The 20,398-nt window shown below is 39.2% G+C and carries 19 protein-coding genes; 15 read left to right on the top strand and 4 right to left on the bottom strand.

The features are described from left to right. Positions 1-172: 172 nt before the first annotated feature. Together pulA and LQ50_RS12795 are read left to right on the top strand one after the other, a co-directional pair. Positions 173-2,326 (top strand): type I pullulanase, encoded by a 2,154-nt coding sequence (gene pulA, locus LQ50_RS12800; RefSeq protein ID WP_052144733.1) that lies wholly within the window; start codon positions 173-175, stop codon positions 2,324-2,326. Positions 2,327-2,459: 133 nt separating this feature from the next. Further along, positions 2,460-3,254 carry a phosphotransferase family protein gene (locus tag LQ50_RS12795; RefSeq protein ID WP_034630014.1) on the top strand — a complete coding sequence of 265 codons (795 nt, stop codon included), beginning with the start codon at positions 2,460-2,462 and terminating at the stop codon, positions 3,252-3,254. Positions 3,255-3,364: 110 nt separating this feature from the next. Here the strand turns inward: LQ50_RS12795 and LQ50_RS12790 are convergent, their stop codons facing one another. Next, positions 3,365-3,616, bottom strand: a complete 252-nt coding sequence (locus LQ50_RS12790) for a YtzH-like family protein (RefSeq protein ID WP_034629893.1) — start codon at positions 3,614-3,616, stop codon at positions 3,365-3,367. Positions 3,617-3,763: 147 nt separating this feature from the next. Between LQ50_RS12790 and trmB the strand changes: the two genes are divergently transcribed. Together trmB and LQ50_RS12780 are read left to right on the top strand one after the other, a co-directional pair. After that, positions 3,764-4,405: a tRNA (guanosine(46)-N7)-methyltransferase TrmB gene (gene trmB, locus LQ50_RS12785; protein WP_034629891.1), complete on the top strand. Its 642-nt coding sequence runs from the start codon at positions 3,764-3,766 to the stop codon at positions 4,403-4,405. A gap of 120 nt (positions 4,406-4,525) precedes the next feature. After that, entirely contained in the window at positions 4,526-5,377 is an 852-nt protein-coding gene (locus tag LQ50_RS12780; protein ID WP_034629889.1) for a YtnP family quorum-quenching lactonase, read from the top strand. 154 nt (positions 5,378-5,531) lie between these two features. Here LQ50_RS12780 and LQ50_RS12775 read toward each other — a convergent pair whose 3' ends face one another. Then, positions 5,532-5,837 (bottom strand): PepSY domain-containing protein, encoded by a 306-nt coding sequence (locus tag LQ50_RS12775; RefSeq protein ID WP_034629887.1) that lies wholly within the window; start codon positions 5,835-5,837, stop codon positions 5,532-5,534. Between the two features lie 179 nt (positions 5,838-6,016). Between LQ50_RS12775 and LQ50_RS12770 the strand changes: the two genes are divergently transcribed. Then, positions 6,017-7,090 carry a M42 family metallopeptidase gene (locus LQ50_RS12770; RefSeq protein ID WP_034629885.1) on the top strand — a complete coding sequence of 358 codons (1,074 nt, stop codon included), beginning with the start codon at positions 6,017-6,019 and terminating at the stop codon, positions 7,088-7,090. A 105-nt stretch (positions 7,091-7,195) separates the two neighbouring features. Further along, on the top strand, positions 7,196-7,717 hold the full coding sequence (locus LQ50_RS12765; protein WP_034629883.1) for a DUF84 family protein: 522 nt from the start codon (positions 7,196-7,198) through the stop codon (positions 7,715-7,717). Positions 7,718-8,235: 518 nt separating this feature from the next. Here the strand turns inward: LQ50_RS12765 and LQ50_RS12760 are convergent. Next, positions 8,236-8,676, bottom strand: coding sequence for a YtoQ family protein (locus tag LQ50_RS12760; RefSeq protein WP_034629882.1), 441 nt, complete (start codon positions 8,674-8,676; stop codon positions 8,236-8,238). A gap of 133 nt (positions 8,677-8,809) precedes the next feature. On the opposite strand from LQ50_RS12760, the gene LQ50_RS12755 reads away from it, so the two are divergent. From LQ50_RS12755 to murC, 7 genes are all read left to right on the top strand, one after another. Next, positions 8,810-9,319: a hypothetical protein gene (locus tag LQ50_RS12755; protein ID WP_034629879.1), complete on the top strand. Its 510-nt coding sequence runs from the start codon at positions 8,810-8,812 to the stop codon at positions 9,317-9,319. 31 nt (positions 9,320-9,350) lie between these two features. After that, entirely contained in the window at positions 9,351-10,382 is a 1,032-nt protein-coding gene (locus LQ50_RS12750) for a PTS sugar transporter subunit IIC (RefSeq protein WP_152608211.1), read from the top strand. A 20-nt stretch (positions 10,383-10,402) separates the two neighbouring features. Next, entirely contained in the window at positions 10,403-10,726 is a 324-nt protein-coding gene (locus LQ50_RS12745; RefSeq protein ID WP_034629876.1) for a thioredoxin family protein, read from the top strand. A gap of 485 nt (positions 10,727-11,211) precedes the next feature. Then, positions 11,212-12,006 carry a DUF1444 domain-containing protein gene (locus LQ50_RS12740; RefSeq protein WP_034629871.1) on the top strand — a complete coding sequence of 265 codons (795 nt, stop codon included), beginning with the start codon at positions 11,212-11,214 and terminating at the stop codon, positions 12,004-12,006. Between the two features lie 339 nt (positions 12,007-12,345). Continuing rightward, complete coding sequence (locus LQ50_RS12735; protein WP_034629869.1) at positions 12,346-15,156, top strand: DNA translocase FtsK; 2,811 nt, start codon at positions 12,346-12,348, stop codon at positions 15,154-15,156. A 112-nt stretch (positions 15,157-15,268) separates the two neighbouring features. Further along, positions 15,269-16,366 carry a nicotinate phosphoribosyltransferase gene (locus tag LQ50_RS12730; RefSeq protein ID WP_034629862.1) on the top strand — a complete coding sequence of 366 codons (1,098 nt, stop codon included), beginning with the start codon at positions 15,269-15,271 and terminating at the stop codon, positions 16,364-16,366. A gap of 322 nt (positions 16,367-16,688) precedes the next feature. Beyond that, positions 16,689-17,990, top strand: a complete 1,302-nt coding sequence (murC, locus tag LQ50_RS12725) for a UDP-N-acetylmuramate--L-alanine ligase (protein WP_034629860.1) — start codon at positions 16,689-16,691, stop codon at positions 17,988-17,990. Positions 17,991-18,035: 45 nt separating this feature from the next. Here the strand turns inward: murC and LQ50_RS12720 are convergent, their stop codons facing one another. Then, a complete protein-coding gene (locus LQ50_RS12720; RefSeq protein WP_034629859.1) occupies positions 18,036-19,151 on the bottom strand; it encodes an aminopeptidase in 1,116 nt (371 codons plus the stop codon). Positions 19,152-19,337: 186 nt separating this feature from the next. Between LQ50_RS12720 and LQ50_RS12715 the strand changes: the two genes are divergently transcribed. Both LQ50_RS12715 and LQ50_RS12710 read left to right on the top strand, forming a co-directional pair. After that, positions 19,338-19,787, top strand: coding sequence for a DUF948 domain-containing protein (locus tag LQ50_RS12715; protein ID WP_034629857.1), 450 nt, complete (start codon positions 19,338-19,340; stop codon positions 19,785-19,787). Then, positions 19,777-20,241 carry a YtxH domain-containing protein gene (locus LQ50_RS12710; RefSeq protein WP_034629855.1) on the top strand — a complete coding sequence of 155 codons (465 nt, stop codon included), beginning with the start codon at positions 19,777-19,779 and terminating at the stop codon, positions 20,239-20,241. Before LQ50_RS12715 ends, LQ50_RS12710 begins: the two co-directional genes overlap by 11 nt. The last annotated feature ends 157 nt before the right edge of the window (positions 20,242-20,398 follow it).

Genomic DNA, 20,398 nt, shown 5'->3' with positions numbered 1-20,398 from the left:
TCACTCAATGCCTTTTCAAAAATAAAAAGAAGTATGTAATAGTAAGAGTAAATGAATCGTTTAAGCTCATCCCTCATAATGTTATACAATAGTACTACAAATAGATGACGAGAAAAAGTCCAAAACCGTTCTTACAATATTCTTTAGACTTTAGAAAAGGGGGCTTTCATCATTGAAGCAAAAGAAGGAGCCATTTGTCAATCATCCAATCCAATTTGCAACGCTAGTTACTATTGACATGATACGCGTCAAAGTGAAAAGTTCCACTGAATACAATGAAAATAAATGGTTTATTAGGAATGAAGCAGGTAGATGGCCGCTTTTGTTAAAGGCGACAACTACTCATGAGATTGAACTTCAATTAATAGAGCCCTTTCGGTTTGATAAAGATAACTATGTTGAGTACGGTGAAACGGACTGCTATGTTCAAATAGAGGATGTAGTTAGGACAGAAGCATTTGATGATTTGTTTTATTATGCCGGTCGGGATCTTGGTGTGACCTATACAAAAAAAAGAACAAATGTAGCTGTTTGGGCCCCTATTGCAACAAAGGTGAATATCATTCTTTATCAAAAATGGCATGATGAAGACGGAGAGAAGAGAGCGTGTTTTCGTGATGAGAAAGGTGTTTGGCGAATAGAGCTGCAAGGGGATTGGGAGGGGACTTGGTATTTACTAGAAGTCTATGTGAACGAATCTTGGCGTAAAGTAGTAGACCCGTACGCGACATTTTTATCTGTTAATGGACAAAAGGCAATGGTGGGTGACCTAAATAAAACAGCCCCGACGCATTGGCCAACGTTAAATCAGCTACAAGCTAAAAATGATGTGATCATCTATGAATTACATATAAGAGATTTTACAATTGGGAGATTAAATGGCATTAAGCAAAAAGGGCAGTATCTAGGAATGACGGAAACACAAACCCTAGATAAAAACAACTTGGTTACTGGAATTGACTATTTAGAGAGGTTAGGGGTTACGCATGTTGAACTGCTACCAGTTCAAGAGTTTGGGAGTGTGGATGAAAGTGACAGACAAAATCCCTCGCATTACAATTGGGGGTACGATACGACTCATTTCTTTGTGCCAGAAGGTAGCTATGCAACCGATCCGTATGATGGGTATTCTAGAATTAAGGAGCTAAAGTCACTCATAGCCAGCCTGCATGAGAAGCAGCTTAGGGTGATAATGGATGTCGTTTTTAACCATGTGTATATTTGGGAGGAATCGCCTTTAGAAAGAATCGTTCCAGGTTATTTCTTTCGTTATACAGAAGAAAAAGAACTTAGCAATGGAACAGGAGTAGGAAATGATTTTGCATCTGAGCGAAAAATGGCTAGAAAACTTATCGTTGATTCTGTTTCATATTGGTTAAAAGAATTTCGGGTTGATGGGTTTCGTTTTGATCTTATGGGAATTTTGGATATTGAGACGATGAAACAGGTAATAGATGAAACGAAAAAGAGTAGCAAAGATATATTTGTTCTTGGAGAGGGCTGGGATCTTCCGACGTCCTATCCGAGTGAAAGACGGGCGATTACTGATCAAGCTCGAGAATTAAAAGAAATTGGTTTTTTTCAAGATAAATTTCGTGATGGAATTAAAGGAAGTACATTTGAAACGATTCAACCAGGTTTTATTAGTGGAAATGTTTTTTCAATAGATGAAATCGTAAGTGGTGTAAAAGGAAGCATCGAGCTGTTTTCACATCCAATTCAGGCAATAAATTATATAGAAGCACATGATAATCATACGCTTTGGGATAAGTTAAAAAGAATTCATCCATACGAAGAAAGAAGTCTTTTAGAAAAGCGGCATCGTCTTGCGACTTCCATCGTCTTGCTTTCTCAAGGCATTCCATTTTTGCATGCAGGGCAAGAGTGGTTTCGAACGAAACATGGCATAGAGAATAGTTACAATCAACCTGATTGGGTGAATCAGTTCGACTGGGGACAACGAGCGCATTTTGAAAAGACAGTAAATTATGTTCGTGGCCTAATTAAAATAAGACGTTTCCATCCGGCTTTTCGATTAGAAAGTTACAAGTTAATTAAAGAGCATTTTCATTTGCTTCTCGTTGAAGCAGACTGCATTGCTTATCATTTGCGAAATCTAGGGGAGCTTGACCGCTGGGATGATATTATTGTTATTCATAACGCAAGTCTTCAATCGAAGCGTGTTTTGCTCCCAAAAGACAATGATTGGTACGTAGTCGTTGACGATCAGGCTGCTTCTCTGATACCATTAAGCAAAATAGGGGAAGACTGTGTAATCGTTCTTCCTATCTCAACTTTCGTTTGTGTGAATTATAAAACCAAATAGAGGCTATTAAGGTTTCAGAGGTAAAATGAACAGATTGTCTCACTTTTTTATGTTTTTACAAAAATGAAATAGGTAAAAGTCATCAAATAAGATATACTACTAATATAAAGTAAGTGTTCGATAGTTTATGAAATTGAGGGTGAATTGGGTGGAACAATTTTTAGGAGATGGCTGGAAAGTTCATCCAGCTGGTGGTGCAACAGGAGAAGCATATATAGCCCAGCAAGGTGAACAGACAGTTTTTTTGAAAAGAAATTCGTCGCCTTTTCTTGCTGTTCTTTCAGCCGAAGGAATTGTTCCGAAGTTACTCTGGACCAGGCGCTTAGAAAATGGCGATGTCGTTACAGCTCAAAAGTGGGTGCAAGGTCGGGAGTTGAAGGCATATGAAATGAAAGAAAGTCGAGTTGCTGCCTTACTGGCAAAAATTCATGGATCAAGTGAATTGCTTGATATGTTTAAACGGATTGGGAATGAACCATTGACACCATATGTCATCGTTGAGAATTTGCGTAGGCAGCTTCAAGCATTTCAAATAGAAGATGAAACGATTGAGCAAGGAATGGGCTATTTGTTGAATAAGCTTGAAACAGTCCTGCATGAACATTTTGTTGTTTGTCATTGCGATATTAACCATAATAACTGGATGCTTGATGAAGAAGAGCACTTATACTTAATTGATTGGGACGGGGCAACCGTATCAGATCCAGCGCTAGACCTTGGCCTATTGTTGTATTCCTATATTCCACGGCATGAGTGGGAATACTGGTTACGTCAATATGGGGTAGAGCTTGAAGATTCTTTAATAAATCGCATGCATTGGTATGTTGTTTCACAATCAATATCTGTTTTATTATGGCATTTTGGTCGAGGACAGTTTGAACAGGCGGAACAATTAAAAGATTATATTAAAAGCCTGCTAGACGATTAGAAGAGACTCACCGTTTCTGATATATGGTGAGTCTCTTCGTTTGTCTTTTACATATCATTTCCTCGGTTCATGTAGATATTTCCTGAGGAATAAATAAAGATGCTGTCGAATTATTCAAGTGTAAGAGCGTTTAACCATTGTTCGACATCATTTTGTTGAAACGGCTCATGATTTAGCTGGTGTTTTTCCTGAATCATACTTAACGTTTGTGTGACGATCGGTTGTAAAGAAGGATCATCCGTAAGAGAGGATAGCAACCGCTTAATTTGCTCAGCTTCATCTGTGGTCATATAATTTTCAGCAGCTTGATTTTCTAATAAGTCTTTTAGCAATCGTAATTTATCTTGATTAGTAATGGGCATAGATTTGACACTCCTTTTATGTACTTCCTTACGCATTATTTTGTACGATGGAAGCGAAAGCTATTCGAAACTACGTTATACTTACTAAATATTGATGAAGTAATGAATAAAACAACTAAACAAATAATATAACTAGAGGTGATTTTGTTGCGATTACGTAATATACCAGGAGCTAAGGATGAGTTAAAGCAATATCCAACTATCGTTGTTCAAGACCCTAGTCAATATAAGGGGAGCTGGAATAAGCTTTTTAACAACGATAACCCGATTCATGTTGAAGTAGGAACGGGAAAAGGACAATTTTTAGTTGGGATGAGTGAACTCCATCCAGATGTTAACTTTATTGGGATTGAGAAATATGACAGTGTTTTACTTAGAGCACTAGAGCAAGTGAAAGAGCTAGATCGACCGAACCTTAAGTTCTTAAATGAAGATGTAGAAGACATTTTAAATTTCTTTCAAAAGGGTGAAATTGAACGTCTATTTATTAATTTTACTGATCCGTGGCCAAAAAACCGTCATGAAAAACGTCGTCTGACGTATAAGGGCTTCTTAGAAATGTATGAGCAAGTTTTAGTTGACGGAGGGGAGATTCATTTTAAGACGGATAACCAGGGGTTATTTGAATACTCTTTGGAAAGCTTTGCTGGTTACGGAATGACTTTACACAATGTTAGCTTAGATTTGCACCGTAGTGGAATAAAAGGAAATGTAATGACAGAATATGAACGAAAATTTTCAAGCAAAGGAATGAGAATTTACCGTTGTGAGTCGAAATTTCGCTCATAATCGTTAGGCTTCTTCTAAGAGATCGTTTCTCAAAGAAGAAGCTTTTTGTATTTTATTTAGAATACTAGGAAAGGAATCCTATAAAATAGAGTAGAATAACTAAAAAAGGGGGGCGATAAAATGGAACGACTTGAACGTAATGGAATGTCCATCACATGGTTAAATGGAGGCGTTACCCATATGGATGGTGGAGCAATGTTTGGAGTGGTCCCAAAGCCATTATGGAGTAAAACATATCCACATAATGAAAAGAATCAAATTGAACTGAGGACAGATCCGTTTTTAATTGAAAAAGATGGCTATCGGATTTTGGTTGAAAGTGGTATTGGAAGAGGACGCTTATCAGAAAAACAAAAAAGAAATTTCGGGGTGACAGAAGAGTCAGAGATTGAGAAAGATTTAGAAGCTCTCTATCTTAGCCGAAAGGATATTGACTTTGTTTTAATGACGCATATGCACTTTGATCATGCGACTGGTCTCGTGATGAAAGAAGACGGGAAAGATGTTCCTGTATTTGATAACGCTATCATCGTTACCTCTGAAGTGGAATGGAATGAAATGAGGCAACCAAATATTAGATCTCGTAATACATACTGGGAACAGAATTGGAAGGCGATTGAATCTAAGGTCCAAACCTTTCAAGGTGAGATTGAAATTATTCCAGGTATCCGCCTAATCCATACGGGAGGTCATAGTGAAGGACATAGCATCCTTCAGATTGAGCATGAAGGAGAAACATTCCTTCACTTAGCTGATATTATGCCAACAGTAGCGCACTCCAATGTATTATGGGTGCTCGCTTATGACGATTACCCAATCACGTCCATTGAGCAAAAAGGAAGATGGCAAAACATCGCAAAAGAAAAAGAAGCCTACTTTTTGTTTTATCATGATTACAAATATCGAGCGGTCAAATGGAATAAAAATGGGGAGATTATTGATTCGTTAATTAGGAAAGAAAAAAAGGGATAGGGAAAAGGGAGAATTGTAGACCGCTGAAAAAGGTACGATTTTTACCTTTTTCAGTGATCTTTAAGCTTGCTATGAGTTTCTCGTAGCAGGCGCGCAACATGTGGAGCCATTGCAGCTTCCTCGAATCTTCTTAAAGGACTTTTTCCTTATCCTCTTATGATGATTGTAGTTCAAGTAGTGTGCCCGCTTTTGTATCGACCAAAAATTCAAATTGTGTCGTTCCTTGCTCATTCGTCGTTGAAAGGCCACCGCGATAAACGGTATAGGAGATATCATTCCGTTCAACAGTTTCTGGTATCATGTGGATCCATGAACCAGAAATCGCATATGTTTTTGAAACAGCCTTTTTTACTTCTTTTAAGGCTTTTTCTGGAGAGATTTTCTCGCCTTTTAATGATGGACCAAGTAGGTATCCAGCAGCTAAACCAATTCCCAATCCGGCAATGAAGCGTTTCACCATCAGTTTTCACCCTTTCACATCTAGATTACTCTCACTTTGTAGTATATCCAAAATAGAATAACGGTTTCAATCTATATATGATGTCTTTAGATTATAGGTTACGGTGGAAATCAAAAAGTGTTTCATATAAGATAAAGATGATACATAATTATTCGGGAATCGAAGGGAGTTTCATAAAAATGAATCAAGATACAATGCAATTGTTTAAAACATTAACAGAACTTCAAGGTGCCCCAGGATTTGAGCATGATGTGCGTAAATTTGTTCGCTCCGAGTTGGAAAAATATACAACAGAAATCATTCAAGACAGATTAGGCAGTATTTTTGGTGTGAAGCGTGGGTCGGAAAATGGTCCAAAGGTAATGGTTGCAGGACATATGGACGAAGTGGGCTTCATGGTTACATCCATTAGTAAAAACGGATTAATTCGCTTTCAAACATTGGGAGGTTGGTGGAGTCAGGTTCTTCTTGCACAACGTGTACAAATTATGACAGATAATGGTCCAGTCATTGGTGTCATTGGTTCAACACCACCTCATTTATTAGAAGAAGCTCAGCGTAAGAAACCAATGGATATAAAGCAAATGTATATTGATATTGGTGCTGATGATAAGGATGATGCGCTACAAATTGGTGTGAAACCAGGTCAACAAATTGTGCCTGTTTGTCCATTTACTCCAATGGCAAATAACAAAAAGATTTTAGCTAAAGCTTGGGACAACCGCTATGGTGTAGGTCTTGCGGTTGAATTGCTAAAAGAGTTACAACACGAAGAGACTCCAAACATTTTATATTCAGGTGCAACTGTGCAAGAAGAGGTTGGTCTTAGAGGAGCCCAAACGGCGGCAAATATGATTCAGCCTGATATATTTTTTGCATTGGATGCAAGTCCAGCTAATGATGCAACAGGAGGTAAAGACGCATTTGGTCAGCTAGGAAAAGGTGCATTGCTTCGAATCTATGACCGCTCGATGATCACACATCGCGGCATGCGTGACTTTGTGTTAGATACGGCTGAATCAAATGAAATTCCATATCAATATTTCATTTCTCAAGGCGGCACAGATGCAGGTCGAGTTCATATGTCCGGTGACGGTGTGCCTTCAGCGGTTGTAGGGATCTGTTCTCGATACATTCACACAGCAGCGTCCATTGTCCATATTGATGATTATGCAGCAGCAAAGGAATTGATTGTCAAGTTAGTGAAAGCGACTGACAGCAGCACAGTTAAGTCTATCACTGAAGGGGTATAAAACCAAAAAGCGTTGAGATAAAAAGACAAAAATGAGGTTGACAGCTTGGGTTTATTCCTTGTACGTCAACCTTGTTTTTGTTGGATAAAAGAAAGGAGTTAACTAATGATTATTGCTATTGGTACCAAAAATCCAGCAAAGGTACATGCTGTTCAAGACTCACTTATCCGGGAAGGACATACGTTTGTTTGTGTAAAAGCCAAATCTGGCGTCAGTCCACAACCATTCTCTGATTTGGAAACACTAGAAGGAGCTAAAAACCGTGCTAGACATGCTCTTGCAATGACAGATGCTGATTTAGCTTTTGGTTTAGAAGGTGGAGTTCAAGAAACAGATTCGGGGCTATTACTTTGTAACTGGGGTGTACTGGTCCACAAAGACGGCGCAGAATGGATCGCAAGTGGAGCCAAGTTTCCATTGCCAGATCAAGTAGCAAAAAGATTACGTCAAGGAGAAGAACTAGGTACAGTAATGGCTGAGGTCACCGGTGATATCGATACTAGAAAAAAGGAAGGAGCCATCGGAATCTATACAGGAGGTTGGGTCAGTAGAAAAGAATTGTTTGCTCACTTAGTTAAATTGTTATATGGACAATATATTTCTTCCTTAGACCAACTGCAACATTAAACCTCTTTTTCTAATGGCTGTTAGCACTTGTTTTCCGCTCCATTCCACTAGTTTTATCGAGAATGAATAGCAACAATTCTTGAGCAAAGAACCTTTCTAATTTATACATAGTGTCAATAATGTTATTTCCATTAATTGTAAAAACATAGACACAACTAGCTTCTTCAATGTTGATTTCTTCTTATTATAATAAAAGTGGGAGTAAGAAATTGATGTAAGAAGGAGTGGTGATGATGTCTGGAGCTACTGTTGCTATTGTATTAGCTTTTACGGGGGCGATTTATGTAACAAGCATTGCGATGGCAATTGGCATGTATAAATTGGCAGAAGGAACGAAATAAGGGGAACGAAGAGTAATAACGACTAAGGAGCATTTTCTTTAGCCGTTATTTTTTTAGGTTGTTTTATAATCAAAGCTACATGCGCGTTTTATTTAACCCCCTTATGGGAGTACTCGAAGGAGGCTTGGAAGAATAGTCGAAGAAGTGCAATGGCTCCGCACGTCGCGCGCCTTTTTCTTATTCAAATACGTAGGTGAGGGCTTGGAGGGCTTGTTCGGGTGTTTCAACGACTAATTGGGCTTTGTTTGCTAGTTCTTTAAGTGGATGGTGAAGTTTCTCATCACGAATAAGAATTACAGGTTTATTTAACGTAATGGCGGTAGCTGCATCCATCGCACTGTTCCATTGCTTGTATTTTTCCCCGAAATAAGCAATCACGACATCTGATTTAGAAAGGAGAATTTGTGTTCGTAAGTTGTTAATGCTCGATGCCGTTTCATCTTTTAACACCTTATTTGGTTGTTCCCCTAAAATTTCCTCGCCAATTTGGTCTGAACGATCATGATCTTCCATTGGACCAGTAAAGATAAGAGGTAGATTATGTTCGTTAGCTTGCTTTTTAAAATACTCACGCCAAGGACTATGAATTTCTCCTGCTAAATAGACGGTTAATGTCATGAACGATCTCTCCTTTATTGTAATGAGTTAGCTCCATTGTAACAGGAATAGTGGAAAGTTGTCTTGTCAGCTTGAGTCTACAAGGGTATTATTAGGTAGAATTGTGTAAGATAAGAAAAAAGGAGTGTAACAATTGATTACGAAATGGTGGAAAGTAGGTTTGTTCTTTACGTTCCTATTACTAGCTACGGGTTGCCAAGTCACAGAAGAAGAAGCATTAGAATTAGGCCAGCAAGCCTTTGTTCATAATCTTGAAGAAGACGCACTAGAACCAAATACTGAATTATCGATGTTTCATATTTATTTACCAAGAGGTTTTGAAGTGATTGAAGATATTGAATATAATGCTTTATTTCAAAGTGGGGAGCAATTATTTGTTTTATTCCATCAACCAACAGAGCCCAAATCAAGTAATATTCATCTTCAACGCGATTTAGAAGCAGCAGGTGGGGCTTTGCTTTACGAATTGGTCGAAACACAAGACCAGTTAGCATATGTAATAGTAAACGAAGAAGATGAAGATCAATTATTTGTCATTGTTACGGTTGGAGGAGCTAAGCTGTCAACGCTGACAACTTATCAAGACCTTGAGGATAGCATAGAAGCGATGTCTCAAATGGTTCAGTCATATCAAGCAAAATAACCGATTTCTTTAGATGGAGGGGGGCTTATTCGTGACGACATTTTTGCAGAAAAAAGGCATAGACCTTTCGTGGCGTACATATTTCATTACCGCGTTAAGCCATATGGCATTAGGGCTATTTGCGTCGCTTATTATTGGCCTAATTATCCGAACGATAGGAGAGCAAATTGCTCTTCATACAGCCATGACGGGCATTGGTACATGGCTACAAGACGTTGGCACCTTAGCGATGGGTCTAATGGGACCGGCTATTGGTGTTGCGGTCGCGTATGGATTGAAGGCGCCAAAACTCGTTGCTTTTGCAGCGATTGTAAGTGGAGCAGCTGGTGCTCAGTTAGGTGGGCCGGCCGGTGCTTTTGTGGCTGCAGTTCTATCAACGGAATTAGGAAAGCTCGTTTCGGGTGAAACAAAGCTTGATATCATATTAACTCCTCTTGTAACCATTATGACAGGATTTCTATCAGCTTCTGTTATCGGACCGTGGATTCAAACGGGAATGCAGCAATTTGGATCCCTTATTATGTGGGGGACCGAGCAACAGCCTATTTTGATGGGAATCATTGTTGCCACTCTAATGGGATTAGCTTTAACGGCACCCATATCAAGTGCTGCCCTTGCAATCATGTTAGAGCTTGAAGGGGTTGCAGCTGGAGCTGCAACGGTCGGGTGTGCAGCGCAAATGGTCGGTTTTGCTGTAAGCAGCTATCGTGAGAATGGTTGGTCTGGACTTGTTTCGTTAGGAATAGGAACATCCATGCTCCAAGTGCCAAATGTTGTTAAGAACCCATATATCCTCATCCCACCTACAGTTGCTGGGGCTCTATTAGCACCGATTGCGACAGTCGGGTTTGGTATGACGAACAATGCAGCAGGAGCAGGGATGGGGACTAGTGGGCTCGTTGGTCCAATCATGACATTTACCCATATGGGGTTCTCCGTAGATGTGCTGATAGGTGTTGTTTTACTGTATTTTGTCGGACCTGCTATAATAAGTTTACTCATAGCTGAATGGATGAGAAAAAGAGGAACCATTCGTTTAGGAGATATGAAGATTGAGCAATAATCAATGTAGAGGTGTTGTAAATGGAAAAACTTCAAAGTGTAGAGCAATTTAAAGAAATCTCTAGTCAGGAAGCTGCTGTTTTCATGTTTTCAGCAGATTGGTGTCCAGACTGCCGCGTCATTGAGCAGATTTTGCCAAGGATAGAAGCTGATTTTCCTAGTTTCTCATTCTACTATGTTGACCGCGATCAATTTATTGATTTGTGTGGAGAACTAGAGATCTTTGGAATTCCGAGCTTTTTAGCTTTTGTAAACGGACAAGAAGTAGAACGTTTTGTCAGCAAAGATCGCAAATCACAAGAAGAAATTGAAGCATTTCTAACGAAAGCAGAATCCCATTTTTAAGAGTTTTTCGCAAAAGGTCGCCTTTTACCTTTTTCGAAAAACTCGAAGCGATGAGCGGAGCCGCCGTAATGTTTTAAGCCTTTATGAGTGGTTTTCTCATAAAGGCGTACGGCGAGTGAAGCCATCGCAGTATGCTCGCACTTTCTCAGAAAGTGCGATTTTTTTATTTTTCATCAACTTTGATAATGTATATAGATTTCATCCTGTTTCGAGTTTTTCAAAAAAGGTCGCCTTTTACCTTTTTCGAAAAACTCGAAGCGATGAGCGGAGCCGCCGTAATGTTTTAAGCCTTTATGAGTGGTTTTCTCATAAAGGCGCACGGCGAGTGAAGCCATCGCAGTATGCTCGCACTTTCTCAGAAAGTGCGATTTTTTTATTTTTCATTAATTTTTAAATGTATAGCTTTCATCCTATTCAATCAATCAATTTGGTTCGTCTTTTCCTTTCTGATAAAATAGAAAAGATAGAAGGAGAGGGATCAGTTTATGGAAATGAGACAATTTCGAAAAGAGATCGAGCAAAGACTAATAAGAGATGGGTGGACCATCATTTATGATCATAAGGAATCGACTTTACGCATAGAAGATGATGAAATAAAAAAAGGAGTAACACTTTCCTTAAAGCCATTGCTTGCTAAGTGGGAGCGAAAAGAGTTTGGATCGATTGATGAAGTCGTTCGCTATGTTGAGGTTGGTTTAGAAGCTATGAAACATAAGCCCGTGATTACAGGAAATGAAAAACGTATTTTTCCGGTTATTCGTTCTACGTCTTTTCCAACAGAATCAAATGATGGAGAAGCATTGTTATTTGACGAACATACGGCTGAAACGCGGGTTTATTACGTCATTGATCAAGGCGAATCTTACACTCTTATTCAAGAAAGCATGTTAAAAGATACGCCCTTTACAAAGGCAAAAATTCGTGAGGTAGCGATGTTTAACGTGAGGTCGCTGCCACAACCGTTAAAAGAAGATACCGTGGCTGGAAATCGCTTCTTTTTCCTCCGAGCAAAAGATGGATTTGATGCGAGTCGAATTCTTGATCAATCATTGCTAGAGAAAATGGAAAAAAAGGCATCGGGGCAATTAGCTGTTGCTATTCCTCATCAAGATGTGCTGATTTTTGCTGACATTGTGAACGAACGTGGTTATGATGTGCTAGCCCAGCTTGCTCTTCAGTTTTTTGGTGAGGGGAGAGTACCAGTTACGGCACTTCCTTTCCTTTATGAAGATGGGGAATTAGAACCAACATTTATTTTGGCACAAAGAAAACCAAAATAGAATTAGGACGATAAGCCCCGTCACAATAAACTTTTATATGGTACAATAAAAAAGTTAAGGGAATAAAAAAATTGTAATAACAAAATGTCTGATTACAATGAAATGATATGGCTGTGATGTACATTTAATATATGACACATGTCAACAGACGTTTTGCTAGAGACGATTGATATAGATTGGTGCCGTGTTCAAATAACTGTGATGATATAAGGTTGTCTCAAATCCAATGCTTCTGTTCGGGTGCTCGGAACAGATCAATTCTAACATTGATTAGATTGGTATGAGTCAGCCTTTTTCTATCGTTACAAAAGAATTGATTGAAGAAAGAGAGTGATCACAATGGGAACATTGCATCGCTGGATGAGGAGACTCCAACAATTTTTTAACGGAGATTCTGCAGATGATCAGGAAGTAGAGACGAATCAAGAAAGAACGCATACGAAGAGCAAGTCGTTTCAAGTAGAAAATAAAAAAAGTGAATCTAAAGTCGTCTATCAATACCCGAAAAAAGGAAATTTTCGCTTTCCGTTAATTGACGATCCGCCGCAAGAAAGTGTTCAAAGGAAAAGTAGGCAGACATTAACAAAAAAAACAAATGCACCAACGATGAAAAAAGGAAAAGAAGTTGAGCAGATCGACAAGAAATGGAACCAAAATTCAAAATCAGAGTTTAAGTTATCTGAAATACCATCGCCGATTTATGGCTTCAAAGGGAGAGAAACAGCAAAAAGTAAGCTAGGAGATAGCGTATCGGTTCTCCCATTTGAGGACAAAAGCAAAAAGGAAGTAAGCCCTCTTTCCATTGGTGAGGTAGGCTCCCAGGTAGAAGAAACGGTCAAGAGTGTACAAGCTAAAATGAAGTCGAAAATGAATCTAGATCATGGGGGGCAGTCTCTGGAGACACCCCCAGAAGTACTCGATGCAATGCTAGACTCCATCGAGGAAGTAGAGTCATTCTCCCCAAAAGATCCGGGGAGGCCTTACGGTGTACCTACCATTTTAGAAGAGGCCTTAGCAAGGGCGACATCTCAACAAGAGGAAGAACGAATGGAAGAGGAATCAGATATAGCTCAAGCTTTAGATTCTGTTGTTGAGGAAAGAGAGGAAAAAACGGAAGAATCAAGCGTAGTTGTTGAAGTAGAACAACTTCAGTCAGTAATGGAAGAACAAATCGAAGAAATAAGGTTAGAGAAGGAAGTAGAAGAAGTACAGGAAGAGCAAGAGGAGCAAGAAGAGCAAGAAGAGCAAGAAGAGCAAGAAGAGCAAGAAGAGCAAGAAGAGCAAGAAGAGCAAGAAGAGCAAGAAGAGCAAGAGGAGCAAGAAGAGCAAGAAGAGCAAGAAGAGCAAGAGGAGCAGGAAGAGCAAGAGGAGCAGGAAGAGCAAGAAGTTCAGGAAGAACAAGCCAGACAGGAATTGCAAGAACTACAGGTAGCAAACGAATTAAAAGAAAGAAAAGTAGAAGAGGTACCCTCTGTAAAGTATGAAAATCGCCAAGAACACACTGAAAAAACAGATGAGCATTCTCAAGAACAGATCTTGGATGAAGGCGAACAAATTTTTTCTGCTGAATCTAGTAAACTAGCAAAGGAAAAACAAGATCAAAAGTCTACGGATGAGCTTAAAGCTAAAAAAGCAGCAATTCCGTTTAATGTGATGATGCTCCCGCAGGATAGAAAGAAGAAGCAGACCCAAGTTTCATCCCCTTCCCCTGCACCTGTAAAGAGTGAACCAGATTACTCATATCCAGGTATTCAACTGCTAAATTACCCTGAGATACAGGAAGAGGATGAATCTGAATGGCTGAACGAACAAGGTACGATCTTGGAAGAAACTCTATTAAGCTTTCATGTGGATGCAAAAGTTGTTCATGTGACGAAAGGGCCTTCTGTTACTAGGTTTGAAATTCAACCTGGCAGAGGGGTAAAAGTAACAAAGATTACCGGATTGACTGATGATATGAAACTGGCGTTAGCTGCTAAAGACATTCGAATTGAAGCGCCAATTCCAGGGAAAAACACAATTGGTATTGAAGTTCCGAATCGAGCGTCGACTCCAGTCTTTTTACGTGAAATTTTGCGTAGGAAGGATTTTATTCGCTCAGAATCACCGCTAACGGTTGCACTTGGTCTAGATATTTCCGGACAGCCTATCGTAACAGATTTAAAGAAAATGCCTCATGGGCTTGTAGCAGGTGCTACCGGTTCTGGAAAAAGTGTTTGTATTAACTCAGTGCTCATTAGCTTATTATTTAAAGCGACTCCTGATGAAGTGAAGCTTATGTTAATTGACCCGAAAATGGTTGAATTAGCTCCATATAACGGACTCCCACATCTTGTTACTCCTGTTATTACAGATGCTAAACAGGCGACAGCTGCCCTAAAATGGGTTGTTCAAGAGATGGAGCGAAGGTATGAACTGTTTAGTCAACAAGGCGTACGTGATGTAGGTAGATATAATGAGATTTATTCTGAAACACCTGAAAAACCTGCACTTCCATTAATGTTGGTCGTTATTGACGAATTAGCTGATTTAATGATGGTTTCCCCTCAAGAGGTGGAAGATTCCATTTGTCGTATTGCACAGAAGGCAAGAGCATGTGGAATTCATTTGTTGCTTGCAACTCAAAGACCATCCGTCGATGTTATTACAGGGTTGATTAAGGCAAATATTCCTACAAGAATTGCTTTCTCGGTATCCTCTCAAACCGATTCCAGAACCATATTAGATATGGGAGGAGCGGAGAGGCTGCTTGGTAAGGGAGATATGCTTTTTCATGAAAATGGTTCACCGAAACCGGTCCGTGTCCAAGGAACATTCGTATCTGATCAAGAAATTGAAGATGTCGTTGCTCATGTGAAGAAGCAAAGAGAACCAGAGTACTTATTAGAAATGGAGCAATTAAAACACGTCGCCCACGGCGAAGTTGACGATGAGCATTTTGAAGAAGCATGTTACTTTGTGATTGAACAAGGATCAGCCTCCGCCTCAAGCTTACAGAGACGTTTTCGTGTTGGGTATAACCGTGCAGCTAGGCTGATTGATATGATGGAGGAAAGAGGCATCGTATCTGAAGCGATGGGGAGTAAGCCAAGACATGTTCTCGTAGATGAGATCGAGCTTGAAGAAGTCCTCTATCATAAAGAGGGGTAACGACGCTCTACTATTTTTTACCTTGTCTTAATGGAAAAGGTTATATATGATAGTAAGATAAAAACGTTACCTATTCTACTGCTGAATGGTTTATTACAAGGAGTTTAGATGGATGAAAGAGATTACACGGAAATTAAATGGAGAAATAAAACGTTTAACAAACGAAACTTTTAAATTTGATGAACGTGTTCAAGAGGGCTGGTTCTCTGCCGTTTATTTCTTGAAAACAAGAGAGATTGTTGAAAAATATCGTCCAAATAATATAGTTACGATGCAATTTTTTCAAAAGGAACATGCGGTTTTATGTGGGACAGATGAAGTCATTGCATTAATAAAAACATTTGCTAGAAATGCGAATGAGCTTGAAATTAGATCATTAGAAGATGGAGATAAAATCAAACCTTTTGAAACGGTTTTAACGATAACAGGTAAATATGAAGATTTCGGTTACTTAGAGGGGATCATTGATGGGATCTTTGCTAGGCGCACATCTGTAGCAACAAACGTCTATAATGTAGCTAAGGCGGCTAGACAATCAGGGATTCAAAAGCCGATCATTTTTATGGGAGACCGTGATGATCATTTTACACAGCAATCTGGGGATGGCTATGCCGCCTTTATAGGAGGATCTAAAGCACAAGCAACTCATGCTATGAACGAATGGTGGGGGAAAATGGGAATGGGGACAATGCCACATGCCCTGATTCAGCTGTTCCGAGGAGATGTTGTTGCGGCAACTCGTGCATATAAAGAAACCTATCCAGAGGATGAACTGATGGCCCTTGTTGATTACAATAATGATGTCATAACGGATTCATTAAAAGTCGCTCGTGAATTTGGTACAGAACTTAAAGGAGTAAGGGTTGATACATCAAGAACGATGGTTGACCAGTACTTCTGCCGGAAGCCAGAGGTCATGGGGGCTTTTGACCCTCGTGGTGCAAATCCTACTTTGATTTTTGCTTTAAGAGAAGCGTTAGATCAAGAAGGATTTGAGCATATTAAGATTATTGCTACTGGTGGCTTTACGGCTAGAAGAATAAGAGAGTATGAAGAAGCTGGAGTCCCCGTTGACATTTATGGCGTGGGAGGAAGCTTATTGAAACTTAATATTGGTTTTACAGGAGACAATGTGCTGTTAAATGGCGAACATGAAGCCAAGGCTGGTAGGCGCTTCCGTGATAATCCAAGACTGCAAGTAGTAGAGTAAAGCAACAATGGATCCGTGTGTTTGACCTCACAATGATGAAAAAGGTACAACATCGGCTCCTTTTATTAGCGTAGAGGCTACAGAAACGCAAAAAATCTGTAGCCTCTACTTCAGAGGGTCTTTTCTTCATGTTATATCATATACTATGGGGTGAATACAGAAGAACGGCTCAAATTGGTGATAGCGTCGTTTTCTGATATAATGGGTCAATGCAAATGATAAAAAAGCTCGCATGTTCAAATTGGCTTAGTCGAAACTTTTATAACAGCAGTACTGACACCATTGGACGCAAGAAAACCATGTGAATTTTGGAGGTCCAACTATGACAAATTTCCACTTTATCGGTATAAAAGGTTCTGGTATGAGCGCACTTGCTCAAGTTTTACATGATATGAATAAACAAGTTCAAGGCTCAGATGTTGAGAAACAATTCTTTACACAACGTCCACTTGAGCAAAAAGGAATTAATTTATTGCCTTTTGAGCGTAACAATATTAAAAACGATCAACAAGTGATTGTATCTGCGGCTTACGGAGATGACCACGAGGAAGTACAAAGAGCTCATGAATTAGGGCTTGAAGTAAAGAAATATCCAACCTTCTTAGGTGAGTTCATTCAAAATTTTACAAGCATTGCGGTAACGGGAGCTCACGGAAAGACATCAACAACGGGTCTACTGGCTCATGTCTTAGGTTCCGCATTTCCTACTTCATACTTAATTGGTGATGGTACAGGAAAAGGAGAAGAGGATTCAACCTATTTTGCGTTTGAGGCTTGTGAATATCGTCGGCACTTCTTGAACTACAAACCTGACTATTGCATTATGACTAATATTGATTTTGATCACCCTGATTACTTTAAGGATGTTCAAGATGTCTTTTCGGCTTTTCAGGAGATGGCTATGCAAGTCAAGAAAGCAATCGTAGCTTGTGGTGATGATGAACATTTACAAGGAATTCATGCAAATGTTCCTGTTGTCTATTATGGGTTCGGCGAACATAATGATTTCCAAGCTAGAAATGTCGAGACAATTAGCGAAGGAACACAATTTGATGTTTATGTACGAAATAGCTTATATGGAACGTTTACGATTCCAGGATACGGAAAGCATAATGTACTAAATGCATTAGCAGTTATTGCCCTGTGTCATTATGAAAATGTGCCGGCTGATGTTGTGGCAACTCATTTAAAGACATTTAAAGGGGTAAAACGCCGCTTTACAGAAAAAGTGGTTGATAAACAAGTCCTCATTGATGATTATGCCCATCATCCAACGGAAATCGCGGTGACAATCGAGGGAACGAAACAAAAATATCCAAATAAAGAGGTTGTAGCGATTTTTCAGCCACATACCTTTACAAGAACAAAAACATTTATTAATGAATTTGCTGAGTCCTTAAAGCAGGCAGACTTTGTTTATTTATGTGATATTTTCGGTTCGGCGAGAGAGCAGAAAGGTTCTTTAACGATCGATGACTTGAAAGACTTAATCCCAAATGCACAGTTAATCACTGAAGAATCTATAGATATGTTAAAACAACATGAAGATAGCGTGCTTCTATTTATGGGAGCTGGAGATATTCAGAAGTTTCAGCAAGCTTATGAAAGAGCTATTTCCAATTAATACAAGGGTGACTCAAAATGATATGAGTCACCCTTTTTTGATGGTTTACTTTAAATTTTCCGGATTTAATGCTTCTAATTCTGAAATGACAAACCGTCCGTCTTTACGAATAAGAACATCGTCAAAATAAATCTCACCGCCACCATATTCTGGACGTTGAATCATAACGATATCCCAATGAATGCTGGATGAATTGCCATTTGATGCCTCTTCATAACATTGTCCTGGAGTGAAATGGAAACTTCCATCAATCTTCTCATCGAAAAGGATGTCTTTCATTGGATGTTGAATATACGGATTGACACCAATCGCGAATTCACCAATGAACCTAGCTCCCTCATCTGTATCTAATATATTGTTAATTCTCTTAGTGTCGTTTGCTGTTGCATCCACAATCTTTCCATTTTCAAATGTGAAAGAAATATTTTCAAACGTGAACCCTTGATATGGTGAAGGAGTATTGTATGTAATGGTTCCGTTGATGGAATCGCGAACTGGTGCAGTGTATACTTCTCCATCAGGGATGTTGCGTTTTCCTGCACATTTAATGGACGGGATATCTTTCACGGAAAAAGTTAGATCTGTGCCAGGACCTTTTAAATGTACTTTGTCTGTGCGGTCTAATAAGGCAACTAATGAATCCATTGCCCCGTCCATTTTGCTGTAATCTAAGTTACAAACGTTAAAATAAAAATCTTCAAATGCTTCTGTACTCGTGTTAGCCAACTGAGCCATAGACGAGCTTGGGTATCTGAGCACAACCCATTTTGTTTTTGGAACACGAATTTCTCTATGTACCTTTGTTCCAACAGTTTTGCCGTGTAAGGCCATTTTGTCGCTAGGGACATCGGACAGTTCGGAAATATTATCACCTGCACGCAGACCAATATATGCATCCATCTCGCTCATGACTTGAGCTTCAAAGCTAGCCATCATTTCAAGCTGCTCCTCATGTGCCCCCATTAACAATGAACGATCAACTTGATGATCCTTTAATAAGACAAAAGGAAATCCTCCAGCTTGGTAGGCTTCTTGTACAAGTGCAGTTACAAGCTCACGTTGAAGTCCAAAATTTTCTATTAATACTTTTTCTCCTTTTTGTAATTCAACAGAATACGTAATTAAATTTTTGGCCAATGTTTGAATTCTTGGATCTCTCATTCAAATTCCTCCTTAAACGTTCCTTCTTATTGTATACGATATTAGGAAAACATAACAGTAATTGCGAAAAGATGCAGGAGATTTACAGATAACCACGAATTAATGTTAAGAGCAATGTTTAACATGGCTTTAGATTGGGTATTACGAATGATAGAAATGCAAAAGTCAAGGAGGTGAAGATCTCTAATGGAAAGTCTACTGTACATAAGTGCGCTAGTAGCTGCAATCGCCTTTGCAGTTTTAGTCATATATTTAGTTCGAACATTGAAGTCAGCAAATCGAACGCTGGATCATGTTGCAAATACAATGGCTGGTTTAGAGAAGCAAGTATCAGGAATTACAAAAGAGACTGAGGAATTGTTGCACCGTACAAATCGTTTGGCTGATGATCTTCAAGAGAAATCGGAATCATTGAATACAGTTTTTGCTTCTGTAAAAGATCTTGGTGATTCAGTCGGGCAAGTCAACCAGTCAATCAGACATGTTTCTGATACGGTCTCGTTTCAAGTTGTTAAACAATCGGATCAAATTGCAAAAGCCGTTCAATGGGGCAATGTCGCAATTGATTTATATTCAAAGTTCAAACAAAAAAAAGAACAGAATGAGTTGAAGGAGGAGAAAGGTTATGAGCGATAAGAATAGCATGAACACAAAGGACTTCTTAATTGGATCATTAATTGGTGGGATTGTAGGTGCTTCAGCAGCCTTATTTTTAGCACCTAAATCAGGGAAAGAACTCCGTAATGATATTAATGAGCAAGCACAAATTGCTCGTGATAAAACAACTCAATTTACATCAACTGCCTATGATAAAGGAAATGAATGGGCTACTTACGCAAAAGAGAAGTCTTCAAATATTGCTAAAGTCGTTTCTGACCAATCAGCACAAGTTGTTGATAAGGTGAAGGAAGCTACGTCCAATTTGAAAACAGAAGCACAAGAAACAGCCAATTCAACTGAAGAGCTTGTTGGTGATCTTGCAGGTGAAGTTCAAGAATCTGGGGAAGAAATAGCTGAAACTGTCAAACAAGAAGTAAATGATATTCAAGCAAAGATAGAAGAAGAAGCAGCGACAGCACAATCAAAATAATGTAACTAACTAAGAGGCATGGAGAAAACATGCCTCTTTGCCTGCTATGGGGAAATTCTCATAGCAGGCTTTTTTAGCTTTTTTAGGGCTCTATAAGGAATGTTTACTTGGGAGAGTCGTATTAGCACTGGGCATTGGAGCCTTGTCGCGGTTTGGG

The sequence above is a fragment of the Halalkalibacter okhensis genome, from assembly GCF_000787375.1.
In the GTDB taxonomy this organism is placed as follows: Bacteria; Bacillota; Bacilli; order Bacillales; family Bacillaceae_D; genus Halalkalibacter; species Halalkalibacter okhensis.
Note: the sequence above shows the minus strand (reverse complement) of the source record. Positions and strands in the feature narration are given on the sequence as shown.

Bases quoted from the DNA above. Each gene is read 5' to 3' on its own strand.
- LQ50_RS12780 (WP_034629889.1), top strand. From the start codon at position 4,526: ATGGAACGACTTGAACGTAATGGAATGTCCATCACATGGTTAAATGGA.
- LQ50_RS12760 (WP_034629882.1), bottom strand. From the start codon at position 8,676: ATGACATTAACCGTCTATTTAGCAGGAGAAATTCATAGTCCTTGGCGT.
- LQ50_RS12790 (WP_034629893.1), bottom strand. From the start codon at position 3,616: ATGCCCATTACTAATCAAGATAAATTACGATTGCTAAAAGACTTATTA.
- LQ50_RS12710 (WP_034629855.1), top strand. From the start codon at position 19,777: ATGAGCGATAAGAATAGCATGAACACAAAGGACTTCTTAATTGGATCA.
- LQ50_RS12715 (WP_034629857.1), top strand. From the start codon at position 19,338: ATGGAAAGTCTACTGTACATAAGTGCGCTAGTAGCTGCAATCGCCTTT.
- LQ50_RS12770 (WP_034629885.1), top strand. From the start codon at position 6,017: ATGAATCAAGATACAATGCAATTGTTTAAAACATTAACAGAACTTCAA.
- LQ50_RS12735 (WP_034629869.1), top strand. From the start codon at position 12,346: ATGGGAACATTGCATCGCTGGATGAGGAGACTCCAACAATTTTTTAAC.
- LQ50_RS12720 (WP_034629859.1), bottom strand. From the start codon at position 19,151: ATGAGAGATCCAAGAATTCAAACATTGGCCAAAAATTTAATTACGTAT.
- LQ50_RS12745 (WP_034629876.1), top strand. From the start codon at position 10,403: ATGGAAAAACTTCAAAGTGTAGAGCAATTTAAAGAAATCTCTAGTCAG.
- LQ50_RS12765 (WP_034629883.1), top strand. From the start codon at position 7,196: ATGATTATTGCTATTGGTACCAAAAATCCAGCAAAGGTACATGCTGTT.
- murC (WP_034629860.1), top strand. From the start codon at position 16,689: ATGACAAATTTCCACTTTATCGGTATAAAAGGTTCTGGTATGAGCGCA.
- LQ50_RS12775 (WP_034629887.1), bottom strand. From the start codon at position 5,837: ATGGTGAAACGCTTCATTGCCGGATTGGGAATTGGTTTAGCTGCTGGA.
- LQ50_RS12740 (WP_034629871.1), top strand. From the start codon at position 11,212: ATGGAAATGAGACAATTTCGAAAAGAGATCGAGCAAAGACTAATAAGA.
- LQ50_RS12730 (WP_034629862.1), top strand. From the start codon at position 15,269: ATGAAAGAGATTACACGGAAATTAAATGGAGAAATAAAACGTTTAACA.